The 14,254-nt window shown below is 62.4% G+C and carries 12 protein-coding genes; 4 read left to right on the top strand and 8 right to left on the bottom strand.

The genetic code is table 11. The annotated features are described in order from the left end of the window. Window positions 1-24: 24 nt before the first annotated feature. Window positions 25-1,251 (top strand): NAD(P)/FAD-dependent oxidoreductase, encoded by a 1,227-nt coding sequence (locus EOE18_RS11840; RefSeq protein WP_127709746.1) that lies wholly within the window; start codon window positions 25-27, stop codon window positions 1,249-1,251. 30 nt (window positions 1,252-1,281) lie between these two features. Here the strand turns inward: EOE18_RS11840 and EOE18_RS11835 are convergent, their stop codons facing one another. Beyond that, on the bottom strand, window positions 1,282-2,502 hold the full coding sequence (locus EOE18_RS11835; protein WP_127709744.1) for a polyhydroxyalkanoate depolymerase: 1,221 nt from the start codon (window positions 2,500-2,502) through the stop codon (window positions 1,282-1,284). 248 nt (window positions 2,503-2,750) lie between these two features. On the opposite strand from EOE18_RS11835, the gene EOE18_RS11830 reads away from it, so the two are divergent. Next, window positions 2,751-3,404: a glutathione S-transferase gene (locus tag EOE18_RS11830; protein WP_127709742.1), complete on the top strand. Its 654-nt coding sequence runs from the start codon at window positions 2,751-2,753 to the stop codon at window positions 3,402-3,404. On the opposite strand, the gene EOE18_RS11825 is transcribed toward EOE18_RS11830, so the two are convergent. Further along, window positions 3,401-3,757: a hypothetical protein gene (locus tag EOE18_RS11825; protein ID WP_127709740.1), complete on the bottom strand. Its 357-nt coding sequence runs from the start codon at window positions 3,755-3,757 to the stop codon at window positions 3,401-3,403. The two genes, EOE18_RS11830 and EOE18_RS11825, sit on opposite strands and share 4 nt — an antisense overlap. A gap of 117 nt (window positions 3,758-3,874) precedes the next feature. On the opposite strand from EOE18_RS11825, the gene EOE18_RS11820 reads away from it, so the two are divergent. Both EOE18_RS11820 and EOE18_RS11815 read left to right on the top strand, forming a co-directional pair. Next, complete coding sequence (locus EOE18_RS11820) at window positions 3,875-5,920, top strand: hypothetical protein (protein ID WP_127709738.1); 2,046 nt, start codon at window positions 3,875-3,877, stop codon at window positions 5,918-5,920. Between the two features lie 107 nt (window positions 5,921-6,027). Then, window positions 6,028-8,124: a phosphocholine-specific phospholipase C gene (locus EOE18_RS11815; protein ID WP_127709736.1), complete on the top strand. Its 2,097-nt coding sequence runs from the start codon at window positions 6,028-6,030 to the stop codon at window positions 8,122-8,124. Window positions 8,125-8,126: 2 nt separating this feature from the next. Here the strand turns inward: EOE18_RS11815 and EOE18_RS11810 are convergent, their stop codons facing one another. The 6 genes from EOE18_RS11810 to EOE18_RS11785 form a co-directional block, all read right to left on the bottom strand. Further along, window positions 8,127-9,179, bottom strand: coding sequence for a LacI family DNA-binding transcriptional regulator (locus EOE18_RS11810; RefSeq protein ID WP_246027413.1), 1,053 nt, complete (start codon window positions 9,177-9,179; stop codon window positions 8,127-8,129). 493 nt (window positions 9,180-9,672) lie between these two features. After that, window positions 9,673-10,176, bottom strand: a complete 504-nt coding sequence (locus EOE18_RS11805) for a TadE/TadG family type IV pilus assembly protein (protein ID WP_164852740.1) — start codon at window positions 10,174-10,176, stop codon at window positions 9,673-9,675. 29 nt (window positions 10,177-10,205) lie between these two features. Continuing rightward, the gene (locus EOE18_RS11800) at window positions 10,206-10,778 is read right to left on the bottom strand and encodes a TadE/TadG family type IV pilus assembly protein (RefSeq protein WP_164852739.1); all 573 of its coding nucleotides are present in this window, start codon (window positions 10,776-10,778) and stop codon (window positions 10,206-10,208) included. An 89-nt stretch (window positions 10,779-10,867) separates the two neighbouring features. Beyond that, window positions 10,868-11,641, bottom strand: a complete 774-nt coding sequence (gene fabI, locus EOE18_RS11795) for an enoyl-ACP reductase FabI (protein WP_127709730.1) — start codon at window positions 11,639-11,641, stop codon at window positions 10,868-10,870. Continuing rightward, on the bottom strand, window positions 11,638-12,828 hold the full coding sequence (locus EOE18_RS11790; RefSeq protein WP_127709728.1) for an acetate/propionate family kinase: 1,191 nt from the start codon (window positions 12,826-12,828) through the stop codon (window positions 11,638-11,640). The genes fabI and EOE18_RS11790 overlap by 4 nt, the downstream gene beginning before the upstream one ends. Next, on the bottom strand, window positions 12,825-14,237 hold the full coding sequence (locus tag EOE18_RS11785; RefSeq protein WP_220446002.1) for a bifunctional enoyl-CoA hydratase/phosphate acetyltransferase: 1,413 nt from the start codon (window positions 14,235-14,237) through the stop codon (window positions 12,825-12,827). The genes EOE18_RS11790 and EOE18_RS11785 overlap by 4 nt, the downstream gene beginning before the upstream one ends. Between the last annotated feature and the right edge of the window lie 17 nt (window positions 14,238-14,254).

Here is a 14,254-nt window from a genome sequence, read left to right as displayed (position 1 = left end):
GTCTGTTTGAAAGGGAGCCTCACCATGTTGCATCGTCGCCATTTCCTGTCTGCCAGCGGGGCCTTGGTGGCGGCCCCTGCTTTAAGCAAGGCGGCGGCGGTGGCCGGTGGCGCGCCCGATGTGGCCGTGGTGGGGGCAGGGGTGTTTGGCGCCTTTGCCGCGCTATCCCTGCGCGAGGCGGGCCTGTCGGTGGTCAGCCTTGACCAATATGGGCCGGTCAGCCCGCGCGCTTCCTCCTCGGGCGAGACGCGTTCGATCCGTTCGGGTTATGGCGATCAGGCGTTCTATTCGGCCATGTCGGTCAAGGCACTGGCTCGCTGGCGGGCGCGGGAGGCGGAGTTCGGGCGCAAGCTGTTATACCCCAGTGCGCGGATCGAACTGACCGACCATTGGACCGACGGGATGAAGGCGCAGCGTCAGATCTTTGACGATCTGAAACTGCCCTATGAATTGGCCGACCGTGCCGAATTGCGCCGCCGGTTCCCGCAAATGGCGTTTGACGATGTGGATTTCGCTTTCGTGGAAACCGCCGCCAGTTCGGTGCTGGTAAAGGCACGCGAAGCGGTGCTGGCGGTGATCGAATCCTTTGAGAAAAAGGGTGGCCAGTCCCGCTTTGCCCGCGCGGTGCCCGGTGACGCGAAGGGCGGACGGTTGCTGAACCTCAAGCTGGATGGCGGAGACAGCCTGTCGGCGGGGAATTATGTTTTCGCGGTTGGCCCTTGGGCGGGCAAGCTGTTTCCAGACCTCGCCAAGCCGCGCGTTAACGTGTGGCGCAGCGAATATCTCTATTACGGCACGCCGGCGGGCGATCCGCGTTTCAGTTGGCCGCATCAACCCTTGTGGCATGACCATATCCGTGGCGGCTGGGGCTTTGGCAGCATCGAGCGCGGCCTGAAATATTCTGTCGCTCCCGGCCCGCGTGTGGCGCTGGACCCCGATACTGCCGAACGCATGCCGCGTGAGGAACTGATCAAGGCCTCCCGCGCCTATATCGCTGCGCGCTTCCCCGCTCTGGCGGGCGCGCCGATCATGGAAAGCCGCGTGTGTCAGGTCGATGATGCGCCCAACACCCATTTCATCCTCGACCGCCATCCCGATTATGCCAATGTCTGGCTGGCCTTTGCGGGCGGTGGGCATGGTTTCAAGCATGGCCCGATGGTGGGTGAACATGTCGCGCGTTTGGTGATCGGCCAATCCGTCGACCCACAGGCGCAGCGCCTGTTCAGTCTGGCCAGCCACCCGATGACTTAACTCCCATCATGGTTTAACTCCCATCATGGTTTAACCCATCGCCAGCACCAGATTGCGCACCTGCGGGTAAATCTGCTTTTCCCATTTGGAGCCGGAGAAGACGCCATAATGGCCGACCCCCGGCTGCAAATGGTGGCGGCGCAAATGGGGGCGTAGAGACGTGCACAGGCGATGCGCGGCGGCGGTCTGGCCCACGCCGCAAATATCGTCCCGCTCGCCCTCGACGGTCAGCAGGGCGGTGTTGCGGATCGCCCCGCAATCCACCAATTGCCCGCGATGCATCATCTCGCCCTTGGCCAAAGTGGCGCGCTGGAACACCTGGTCGATGGTTTCCAGATAGAATTCCGCCGTCAGATCCAGTACGGCCATATATTCTTCATAGAAATCATGGATTTTGTGGGCATCGCCAGAACGTTGGTCGACGCGGGCCTGATAGAGTTTGCGGAACTGGTCAAAATGGCGAGACGGGTTCATCGACATAAAGGCGGTGAGTTGCAGGAAGCCGGGATAGACGCTGCGCCCGGCGCCCTTGTAACGCCATGGCACTTGGCTGATCAGATTGGCCTCGAACCAGTCGAAACTGTTGGCATTGGCCAGTTCATTGACGATGGTCGGCGCTTCGCGCACATCGACCGGCCCGCCCATCAGCGTCAGGCTGCGCGGGGTGGAGGGATCGCGTTCCGCCGACATTACCGCCACCGCCGCCAGCGCCGAAACGCAGGGCTGGCACACGGCCAGCAAATGGCTGCGCGGCCCGAGTTCCTGCAGGAAGGTGATGACGTAATCGGTGTAATCTTCCAATCCGAAGCGCCCTGCGGACAGCGGCACATCCCGCGCATTGCGCCAATCGGTGATGTAAACATCATGGTCGCGCAGCAGCACTTCCACCGTGTTTTTCAACAGCGAGGCATAATGGCCCGACAAGGGGGCCACCACCAGCATCTTGGGCTGGGGCACCAGCACCTCGTCCTTGGCGAAATGCAACAGGTCGCCAAAGGGCAGATTGGTGATCACTTCCTCACGCACGGCCACCTTTTTGTTGCCCACTTGCGCGGTATCAATGCCGAAAGATGTGCGTTCATGCGTTATGGCGGAAAGGGCAAAGGTCTCGCACAGGGCATGCAGGCGGCGCGGGAAAGCCCAGTCATCCAGTTCCGGCCAGAACTGGTCACGCAGCGCCAGCGCGCCAGCGGCCATTTGGCGCGATGGCGCCATCATGTCGGAAAAGGTCTGATAGGCTTGATATAACATGATACGTCCCGTTCGATCTCTGCGCGACCGGCATGGTTCGATGACAGAATCATGCGCAGGCGGCAGGTCTTTATGCCTGATGCTGCGCTGCATCATCGCGCTTGGCAAGCAGTTTACGGGATATTTACCCTGTTTGCACCTATGCAATGCCGCACTGGCGAAATCTGAAACAGGGCGTATAGTCGCCCCAAAGGCCCGCCCCATACGCATATCAAAGGGCAGGCCCGCGCGGATACAGGAGCAGACCTATGGCCAAGGCCACGCTGACGATTTCGAGCAAAACCTATTCGGCATGGAGCCTGCGTGGCTGGTTGTTGTGCCGTATGGCGGGGCTGGAGGTCGAGGAAAAGCGGGTGGAGAACAATGCCGCCAACCGCGCCGAACTGCTGCTGCTCAGCCCTTCGGTGCTGGTGCCGCGCCTGACGCATCAGGGGGCCAGTGTGTGGGACACTCTGGCCATTGCCGAATATCTGAACGAACTATACCCGCAGGCGCATCTGCTGCCCGCTGATCCGATTGCCCGCGCCCATTGCCGCTCGATCAGCGGCGAGATCCATTCCGGCTTTACCAATCTACGTTCGGCCTTGCCGATGAACCTGAAGGTTAGCCACCAGAAATTCCCTGTCTTTTCCGGCGCGCGTCCTGATATCGAGCGGATCGAGGCGATCTGGCAGGAATGCCTGTCCACCTATGGCGGGCCTTTCCTGTTTGGCGCGGAGCCCACGATTGCGGACGCCATGTATGCGCCGGTCACCACGCGCTTTATCACCTATGCTGTGCCGGTCAGCCCCGCCAGCGCGGCCTATTGCCAGACCATCGCGCAATGGGCGCCGATGGTGGAATGGCGCGAGGCTGCCTTGGCCGAGGCAGAGGAAATGGAAGAGCTGGAGGTCGAGTTTTAATCGCAGCTTTGGCGAAGGTCGGGCAGCCTTTCGGGGGAAAGGCTGTGTGGCCATGGGCGGCAATATTGGCCAGACGAAGCCATGATCGCCGCCATCGGCAGGCCAAATCCCTGCCCGCCCAAGCGCAAGGCCAGCGCATGGGCCTGTGGCAGGGCGATAATGTCGACCTGTGCCGCCAGAGCGGGTGGCAAGGCAGGCGGACGGTCCACCCATGCCAGCGCGATGCGATCCGGCGCGGCGGCGGCGACCAGACGCGGCAGGTCGCGCAATTCGGCTATGCAGGGCGCGCACCATCGAGCCCCCAGCAGGATGATCTTGCGGGGCTGCGCGGACGGGCTTTCCTGCGCGGCCATGGCGTGGTCGGCCCAAAATAGCCCCAAAATCGATAGGCCGAATTTCAAACAGTTGGACAAGTTGCGCATCGGCTTTTAGTAAAACGACAAAATTGTTTTGCCAACGGGAATGGTTCGATGCGCGCTTCTTCGGCTTTATTGTCCTTCCTTGGCTCTTGTGCCTATGTCGGCACGGCTTGGGCACAGGCACCTTCGGCCCCTTCAACCCAAGATTTGCAAAGCCGCTTCAACGCCGCCACCGATGCATGGGCGGCCAATGATTGCGCCACGGCTTTGCCGATCTTTGCCGGTCTGGCGCAGGACGGGCGGTTCCGGCCCGGTTCCTTGCCCTATGCCGCGATAGCGGTGCGCCGTGGCGATTGCATGGTGAAAACCGGCGATTTTGATCAGGGCGAGACGCAACTGCTGGCTGGCCTGCCGCGTTTGCGTGCTGCGGGGGCGGATTTCGCACAGGAAGTCGGGCAGGCAGAGGGGCAATTGGCGGCTCTGGCCATCCGTCGTTGGGACCATGATGCGGCGCTGGTGCATCTCCATGCCGCTCTGGCCACCCAGACCGGCGCGGCGCGTTTGGGCAATCTGGCGCGTCTGGCGCAAGTGACCAGTTTTGATGGAGGTCGCACGGCGCTGGATGCCATTGACGAAGCGTTGAATATTTTGAGCAAAGAGCCGGATGTGGGCAAGCCTGTGCTGGCGCCATGGTATAATCTGCTCGGTCGTGTGCTGCTTAATCAGGGGCAGGCGAAGGAAGCGATGGCCGCCTTGCGCAAGGCCTATGACATGACCGGCGGTGAAAAAGCGACCATGAGCCTGTCTGATACTTTCATCCGCGCCGATCTGGCCCAGGCGGCGATGTTGGCGCGTGACCGTGATCAGGCCTATCGCTATATGGCGCAGACGGGGGCAGGGCGTTTGCCCAAATCGCCTTTCAGCACGGCGCGCTTCATCCATCCGCCCGCTTGCGGTGTGGAAAGCGGGCTGGAGCCGGACGATGTGGCGGTGGTGGAATTTACCATTGCCGATGATGGTACCGTGTCACGGGCGCAGCCGGTTTATGGCAATGGTTCCTATGCCAAGGCCGCGACTTTCGCCCGCGCGGTGCAGGGATGGCGCTGGAAGGCGGAGGATGCGGCCAATATTCCGGCCTTTTTCCGCTATGCCGCGCGGGTGGAATTGCGCTGCACCCGATCCGAAGGCGGCGGTGGCATGTCTCCGATGGAGCCTTTGCGGCAAAGGTTCGCGCAATGGGCCTTGCCTCTGATCGAGCCTTATCAACCGAGGCCTTTGGTCAAAACGGATTGGTTGACCTTGGCCGAATCCGCGCAAAAGGCGGGGGATGGCCCTGCGGAATTGGGCGCAAGAGTGCTGCTGGCTTTAAGTGATTTGCGGCGCACGGCCGATGTGCTGGCCTCGATCGATCGGGCGCAGGAATTGGCAGGGGGTGCTGCGATTCCGGCCGAAGCCCGCCATGCCGCACTGGTCATCCTGACAGCGGCACGGCCCCATCCTGCCAATCGCGACAAATCCGATGTCGACCGTGTGAATGATCCGGCGATGTTGGCTTTGGCCGCCGATGGGCCATTGGCCAATGACGCTTTGGCGGAGGATACGGCGCTGTTGCTGGGCACGCCCCGCCGCCCGAAATCGGCCGAAACCGATCAGGCCCTGACCAATCTGCGCAAGGTGGCCGAGGACCAACGCCTGGGCGAGCATCACCCCCTGCGCCAGTTTGCCCAGTTGCGCCTTGCCAATGATATCGCGCGCAAAGGCGATTTGGCGCAGGCACAATCCTATTTTGCCTCGACGGGTCTGACGCAGGAACAATGCGCCTTGATTGGCCCCAAGCCTGCGCTGACCAGTTCTGGCGGAGGGTCATCCTTCCCGTTGGAAGCGCTGCGTTACGGGTTTGAAGGCTGGGTCCAGATCGAATTCGACATTACCGCCAAGGGGCGGGCGGTGGATTCGCGGGCTTTGGTTTCCTATCCGCCTTTCATTTTTACCAAGTCCGCCACCGTTTCGGCCGACAATGTTCAATATCAGTCCAGTTACCGCCCATCGGGTGGTCAGGCCTGCGCGGCCAATTTGGAGATGGTCCGTTTCACGATCCCCGGCAACACCAATACGGTTTCGACGGTAAAGCCCAAAACCCCGCCGAAAAGCTCGTGATAGTCGCATAATGTCGTAGGGCTGACATCTTGTGCGCCTAGGGCGGGCGGGTAAGCTGAACCGGATTTCGGCCAGCGACCCAACCGCTTTGCACAGGATCTTGACCCATGATCGACCGCCGCTCCTTGTTGCGCCAGTCCTTGCAGGGGGCGGCCATGGCCAGCCTGCCCGCCAGCCTGTCTTCGGCCTTGGCGCGGGCGGCTGCCATCGGGCCGGACCGGCGCACCGGCACTCTGGGCGATGTGGCGCATATCGTGGTGCTGATGCAGGAGAACCGAGGGTTCGACCATTATTTCGGCACGATGGCCGGTGTGCGCGGCTTTGGTGATCGCTTCCCTATTCCCTTGCCCGCAGGCCCCGATGGTCGCCCGCGCATAGTGTGGGACCAGCGCGACGCCACCGCGCAACCGCCGCGCAGCCTGCGGCCATTCCCGCTTCGCACGCAGGAAGATTTCGCCCTGATGCGCATGATTGGCACGCCCCATCAATGGGCCGATGCGCAGGCCGCATGGGACCATGGCCGCATGGCCCATTGGCCCGAGGCCAAGACCCAGCGCGCCATGGCCTATTACCAGCGCGAGGATATCCCCTTCCAATGGGCGATGGCCGAGGCGTTTACCCTGTGCGATGCCTATCACTGTTCGATGCAGACCGGCACCAACACCAATCGCCTGTTTCACTGGACCGGCACCAATGATCCATTCGGGCGAGGGGGCGGACCGGCCTTGAACAATCCCGACGATGATCTGGCCAAGCCTGACGCGGCCTCCAAACCGCGCTTCTTCTGGAAAACCTATCCGGAGCGTTTGGAGGAGGCAGGGGTTAGCTGGGGCATTTATCAGGATATGGCGGATAATTTTGGCGACAATCCGCTGGCCAATTTCCTGCAATATCGCGCCGCCTATCGCGGGGATGCTGGGGCCAACAAGGTTCTGGCGCAAAAGGGCCTATCCACCCGCGCGCTGGATGGATTGCGGGCCGATGTGGTGGCGGGAACCTTGCCGCAAATCAGCTGGATCGTCGGCACGGCGGAGAGTTCCGAACATCCCGGCCCATCCAGCCCCGCGCAAGGGGCGGCCTATACGGCGCAGGTGATCGAGGCTTTGACTGCCAATCCTGCCGTCTGGGCGCGCACGGTGCTGCTGGTCAATTTTGACGAGAATGACGGCTTCTTTGACCATGTCCCGCCGCCAGCCCCGCCTTCGCCCGACGCCGATGGCTTGGGCGGTTATGCAGGGGCCAGCACCGTGTCCACCGAGGGCGAATACCACCGCCTGCGCGCACCGGGCATGGAGGCGGGGGATGCGCGGGAATTGCGCGGGCGGCCCTATGGGCTGGGGCCGCGTGTGCCAATGTATGTGCTTTCGCCATGGTCGCGCGGGGGCAAGGTGCATTCCGAAGTGGCCGACCATACTTCGGTGATCCGCCTGATGGAGGCGCGCTTTGGCGTGAAGGAGCCGAACATCAGTCCTTGGCGGCGGGCGGTGTGCAGCGATCTGACCACCGCTTTTGATTTTGCAGCGCCCGCGGTCAAACCTGCGATCCCTGCGCCTCTGAAAATCGCCGCCGCCGATGCCCCCGCCCGCCGCGCCAGGGCACAGGCCATTGCCAAACAGCCCGATGCCAGCGCGCCCATGGAGCAGCCCTATCCGGTGCAGGCGGGGGGTGTGAAACCGGCATGCCCTGCTCGCTATCGTCTGGAAGTGCAGGGGGGCTTGGTCGAGGGCCAGCTACGCCTGACTTTTGCCGCTGGCGAAGGGCTGGCGGGCGTTTTCCATGTTTACGACAAGCTGGCGCTGGACCGCGTGCCGCGCCGCTATACGGTGGAGGCGGGGCAGAGCATCAACGCCGATTGGGCGCTGCATGATGGGGCCTATGATCTGTTCGTGCTGGGGCCAGCGGGCTTCCACCGCGCCTTTGCCGGTCATGCGGGGGCAGAGCCTATGGTGCAATGGCTGGTGGCCGATGGCGCGGTGCAGGTGCGGGTGTCAGGCGGGGCGGTGAAGGTGGACCCTGCTGCCTATGCTGCGCAGCATAAGGCTTGGGACGCGCCTGTTTCTGGAGGCGTGCAAAGCTGGCCCTTGGCGCCGACGCATGGTTGGTATGACTTGCAGATCACCGGCGCCAATGGATGGCAGCGCCGCTTGGCGGGGCGTGTCGATGGCGCTTGGGCGGCGGTGACTGATCCGGCGATGGGAGCCTGAATTCAGGCAGCGGTGGCCTTTTGCGGGGCCGCCGCTGCGCTGCTTTCACGCACCACCAGTGACACGGGAACGCGGCGGCGCGGGGCTACCTCGCCTGCCACGCTGGCCAACATGCGTTCGACCAGCACTTCGCCTGCTGCGGCAAAGTCCGGCTCGATGGTGGAGAGTGGTGTCACCGCAATCGCGCCGGAGCGCACTCCGTCAAAGCCGACCACGCCCACATCGCCCGGCACGGACAGGCCGCGTTCCTCCAGCACGGCCATCGCGCCCAAGGCGAGATCGTCGCAGGCGGCAAATATGGCGTTGAAAGCCTGCCCGCTGGCCAGCAGCGCCTGCGCCGCTCGGCGGCCCTGTTCGTGACGCGACAGGCCGGGGGCCACTTCGATCAGGCGCGGCGTTTTGCCTGCTTGCTCCATTGCCGTGACATAGCCAGCATAGCGTTCGGCAAACTGGCGCTGGGGGCAATTGTTGTCGCCCACATAGGCGATGGATTTGTAACCCTGCGCCAGAAGATGCTCCACCGCCAGCGCCGCGCCCGCATGATTGTCGGCCCGCACCCAGTCCAGATCATCATAAGGCGCGCCCCAGCACACGATATGCGTGCCGTTTTGCGCCGAATTGCGGAAGAAATTCCAGGCGGTGTGATTCTCGCTGGTGCCGATCACGATGATGCCCATCGCGCGGCGGCCCTGTTCATAGCTGTCTTTCAACCGGTCGCGCGCACCCTGGAACGACACGATGGTTTCCAGCCCGCGTTGCGATGCGGCCGAACAAATGGCGGCCAGCAAGCCATAGTGGAACGGGTTGAGCACCCGCACATCCTCATGCTCGGGGCAGACCATCACCACGGCAATCGTCTCGATCCGCCCGCTGCGCGTGCGCGAAGCTGCAGCGTCAATGTGGTAATTGAGCGAGCGGGCGATGTCGAGAATGCGGTTGCGCGTTGCCTCGGCCACAATCGGGTCCCCGCTCAAGGCGCGGGAGACGGTGGACTGGCTGACACCGGCGGCTTCGGCCACATCGTAGGAGGTAATGCGGTGGCGTTGTTTGACCATGGCGCCACCTATTGCGCCAGCGGATCTGTTTGTCCATCCGGCATGAATAAAGATACGACCGGTTTTTGAAGCCGGAAATGTAAAAAGGGCGCTCGGCATGGACCGTAGCGAGAGCGAACCCTCATTCGGTCAAGCCGCAACGCCCTTCGCTCTCGGCAAAACCGTAGCGAAGCAAGCTTCATTCGGTATAGCCGGAAAGCTTCGGTTTCCCGTCATTACGGATGTAATCTCTAGTCGGATTTGATCTGGTCTGTCAAAAAAATCCGAAAGAAAAATAACAATTTGATCGAATGGATTATGCAACCGTTTGCGCATATATCCGATTTGGTGATTATTTCCAATTGTGACGGGAATATTGCCAAAAAATCCGCAGAAATACGGTTACCTCACATGCATTGATGCGAATCAAGGCGCAGCGCCAAGGCAGTGTGATTCGTCTGAATGATTGTTCAGGAATGGGCTTATTTGGTCCGACTTTCCCAATAGGCAGTCATCAGGACAGCGGTATGGATCCGGACTTGCGTGGCACCATGTAAATGCTCTGGTTCAGCGACATGGTGCGAAAGCCGCGATAGGAAATGGGCGCGACATAGGCATAGCCTGCCTCGCCCAGCACCAGATAGGTGCCGGTCGAGGCAAGGCCGCTGGGGATAGTGACCGTGCTGCCTACGTTACGCGCGGTGGTGTTCTGGGCCTGGCTCCATACGACCGTGGCGCTGGTGCTTGAGGCAACCAATATCTCGCTGACCCGCACGGTGGCTTGCGTATTGGAATAGGGCCACAGGATTTGCGTCGAGGCGGCCATGATGGTGGTGAGGTCGCTGCTGGTTACAGAGCTATAGCGGGTGGTTAGGTCGGCGACAGTGCGGGCAACGGCAGTAACTTTGCGGTTGGCGGACAGGGCATCGAACAGCACATAGCCCGACAGGAACATCAGGATGAACAGGGGCGCGACAATGGCAAATTCGACGAGGGCCAGCCCTTGCCGGTCCTTCACCAAATCTGGCCATAACCGGTGCGGGTGCATCAATAGCGCTCCGCCTTGATCACCGCGGTGGCCAGTACGAGATGTTGATTTTTGCCAGTGGTGACCAGCGAGAAGCCCAGCGGGCCCGTGAGCGTTGGCCAGAGGTAGATCATGCGCAGAACGATGATCTGGCCCGAACTGCCCGTGGTGTAGTTGAAGCTGTTGGTGACATTGCCGCTGCTGTCATAGGTGATGGTTGGCGCGCCCAGAGTGGCGGCGGAAAAACTGCTGGCGGTGGAAACGTCGATATAGAGGCGGGAACAGGAGAGGAAGGGTGGCAGAGTCGTACAGGCGGCGGTCTTGAACTGGGCGGCAGTATAGGCATTGGTGGTGGTTTGGCCGGTCAGCAGCAGGCGGGCGGCGGCATCGGCGCTGGTTTGCAGGCCCTGTTCTGCCAGAAACAGGAAGGCGGTCTGGAAAATGGCGACGATCAGCGCGAAAAAGGCCGGTGCTACCAGCGCAAATTCGACCAGCGTTGCCCCGCTTTTGCTGGCCAGCAAGGCGCGCAACAGGGCAAGGCGCGGCTTTGCCAGCGCAACCTTTCCTTTCCGCCCTATCAAAAGCCCGCGCAAAATCCTGTCCTTTCGGATGGTATTATGGCGCGGGTCTGGTCAAGGCACTGCAGCCTGACCTATCGGTAAACTGACGTAGGTTGTTCCGTTCAAGCCAGCAAATGTTGCCCGCCATCGACAGGAATGATCGTGCCGGTAATCCGCCTTGCCGCATCGCTGGCCAGAAAGGCGGCCAAGGCACCTACATCGGCAATATCGACCAGATGGTGTTGTGGCACTTGCGCGGCGGCGCGTTCCAGCATTTCATCAAACCTGTCGATCCCGCTGGCAGCGCGGGTGGCGATCGGGCCGGGGGAAATGGCATGGGCGCGGATGCCCTTGGGGCCCAGTTCGGCGGCAATATAGCGCGTGGCGCTTTCCAGAGCGGCCTTGACCGGCCCCATTAGATTGTAATGTTCCACCACCCTTTCGGAACCATAAAAGGTCACGCAGAGCAGGCAGCCGCCATCCGTCATCAAGGGTTCGGCCAGACGGGCCATGCGCAGAAAGCTGTGGCAGGACACATCCATTGCCTCGCCAAAACCTTGGGCCGAACAATCGACCACGCGGCCATGCAAATCCTCTCGCGGGGCAAAGGCGATGGAGTGCAGGACGAAATCCAGCCCGCCCCAGTTGTTCCGCGCTTGGGCGAACAGGGCTTCAAGCTGGCCCTCCTGCCGCACATCGCAGGGGGCGATCCATTCCAGACCCAATTGCTCGGCCACCGGCTCGACAAAGGGCTTGGCCTTCTCGTTCAAATAGCTACCCGCCAGTCGCGCGCCGCATTGCGCAAAGGCGCGGGCACATCCGGTGGCGATGGAATGTTCATTGGCGATGCCGATAATCAGCCCGCGCTTGCCGCGCAGATCGACCAGAGGGGTCATGGATGTTGGCCTTTCAAAACGGAGAGCGTTTCCAGCGCGATCATCTTTTCCTCATCGGTGGGGATGACGCGCAGGCTTAGCGCGCTGTCGGGCGCGCTGATGATCGGGGCGTGGGTCTGGTTCGCGCTATCGTTCAGCTTCGCCCCCAGCCAGCCCAGACGCGCGGTGATGCGGGCGCGGGTGGCGGCGCTGTTCTCGCCAATGCCAGCGGTGAAGACGATGCCGTCCAGCCCGCCCAAGCTGGCCACCAAAGCGCCGATCTCCCGCACCACGCGCCAGCAGAACAGGTCAATGGCTTCAGCGGCTTCGGGCGCTGCGCTGGCCTCCAGCGTCCGCATGTCCGAGGCAATGCCCGATACGCCCAGCAGTCCACTGTCGTGATAGAACATATGCTCGACCGCGGCGGCGGACAGGCCTTCCTGTTGCTGCAAATGCAGCACCACGCCGGGGTCCAGACTGCCACAGCGCGTCCCCATCATCAGCCCGTCCAGCGCGGTAAAGCCCATGCTGGTATCGACGCTTTGCCCGCCTTGCATGGCGCAAAGGCTGGCCCCGCTGCCCAGATGCGCCACGATGACGCGGCCCTGCGCCAAGGCGGGGTCCACCATCGCCAATTGTCGCGCGATATAGGCATAGGACAGGCCGTGGAACCCGTAACGCCGCAGCCCTTTATCATGCCATGCGCGGGGCAGGGCAAAGCGGGTGGCAACGGCGGGCAGCGTATGGTGAAAGCCGGTGTCGAAACAGGCAACCTGCGGCAAATGGGGCGCGATATCGGCAATCGCATGGATGGCGGCCAGATTATGTGGTTGGTGCAGAGGCGCCAAGGGGCAGAGTTCATCCAGCGCCGCCAGCACCGGCGCGTCCACAAGGCATGGCTCGATAAAGCGCCCGCCGCCATGCACCACGCGATGGCCGATGCCGATGAGTTGCCGCTGGTCGAGATGGCTTTGCGCCCATTCAAACAATTGGCTCAGCAAATCGGCATGGGTTAGCCCTGCGCCATCGGGCCATTCCTGCGCCATCAAGGGCGCGCCTTGGCCATCGACCACGCGCAGGGCGGGGGCTTCCCCGATCCGCTCCAGCTTGCCCCGCGCGGAGAGTTGCGGTTCCTGTGCCTCGTCCAGCGTGTAAAGCGCGAATTTGATGCTGGAGGAGCCAGAGTTGAGCGCGGCAATCGCGGTCATTGTGCACTAACTTTCGCCCGCGCCATCAACACCGCCACCGCGCAGGAGGCCAGCCTCGTGCGCAGACTATCGGCCCTGCTGGTCAGGATGATCGGTACTTGCGCGCCCAGCACGATCCCCGCCGCATCGGCCCCGCCCAGAAAGGTCAATTGTTTGGCCAGCATATTGCCTGCTTCCAGATCGGGTACGACCAGAATATCGGCCTGACCGGCCACGGGGGACACGATCCCCTTTTCCGCCGCCGCCGCTATGCTGATCGCATTATCCAGCGCCAAAGGTCCGTCCAGCAACCCTCCGGTGATCTGCCCGCGCTGCGCCATTTTGCACAGGGCGGCAGCGTCCAGCGTGGAGGGCATCTCGGGATTGACCACCTCCACCGCCGCCAGAATGGCCACCTTGGGTTCGGCCATCCCCAGCACCTGCGCCAGGCCGATGGCATTGCGGATAATATCGGCCTTCTCGGCAAGGCTGGGGGTGATGTTGATGGCGGCATCGGTGATGATCAAAGGCGAAGGGTGGCGCGGCACATCCATCACATAGGCGTGGCTGATCCGCCTTTGTGTGCGCAGGCCGCCATTATGGGCCACCACCGCGCCCATCAATTCATCGGTGTGGAGCGAGCCTTTCATCAGCAGGCAAGCCTCACCTGCGCGCACCAGAGCGACCGCTTGCGCGGCCGAATCATGGCTGTGTGCGCTGGCCACCAGACGATAGGGGGAGATGTCCAGTCCCGCCTCAATGGCGGCCGCCTGAATGCGGGCGGGCGGGCCGACCAGAATGGGCAGGATCAATCCCGCCTCGGCTGCTTCCAGCGCGGCGGTCAGCGTGGCGGGCGTACAGGGATGGGCAACGGCGGTGGGCAGGGGGGCGCCTTGCTTGGCATGCTCCATCACATGGCGATAACCGTCATGCGCCATCACGGAGACATCAGGCATATCGACGCGGGGGCGGCGGATCTTTTCCTTGGGCGCTTTCACCTCGGCGCGGCCCTCGATCACGATCTCGCCGCGCTGGTTGGTGCAGGCGCAGTCGAGCAGCACGATCTCATGCTCGGCGCGCTTTTCCGCCACGGTGACCGTGGCCTGCACCGTGTCGCCGGGCACCACCGGATGCAGGAAACGCAGGCTTTGGCCCAGATAGATGGTGCCGGGACCGGGCAGTCGCGTGCCCAGCACCGCCGAGATCAGCCCGCCGCCCCACATGCCATGCGCGATAATATGGTGAAACCGGCTGCCCGCTGCATAATCGGGGTCCATATGCGCGGGGTTGATGTCGCCCGACACGGCGGCGAAGACCTGAATATCCTGTTCGGACAGGGTGTGGGACAGGCTGGCGCTGTCGCCCAAGCGGATTTCGTCGAAGGTTCGGTTCTCGATCATGGGTTGTTCGGTAAGTGCTGGATCGTTCATCGCGGGATCGCTCCTGA

Origin of the sequence: Novosphingobium umbonatum (assembly GCF_004005905.1) — a bacterium.
In the GTDB taxonomy this organism is placed as follows: Bacteria; Pseudomonadota; Alphaproteobacteria; order Sphingomonadales; family Sphingomonadaceae; genus Novosphingobium; species Novosphingobium umbonatum.
Note: the sequence above shows the minus strand (reverse complement) of the source record. Positions and strands in the feature narration are given on the sequence as shown.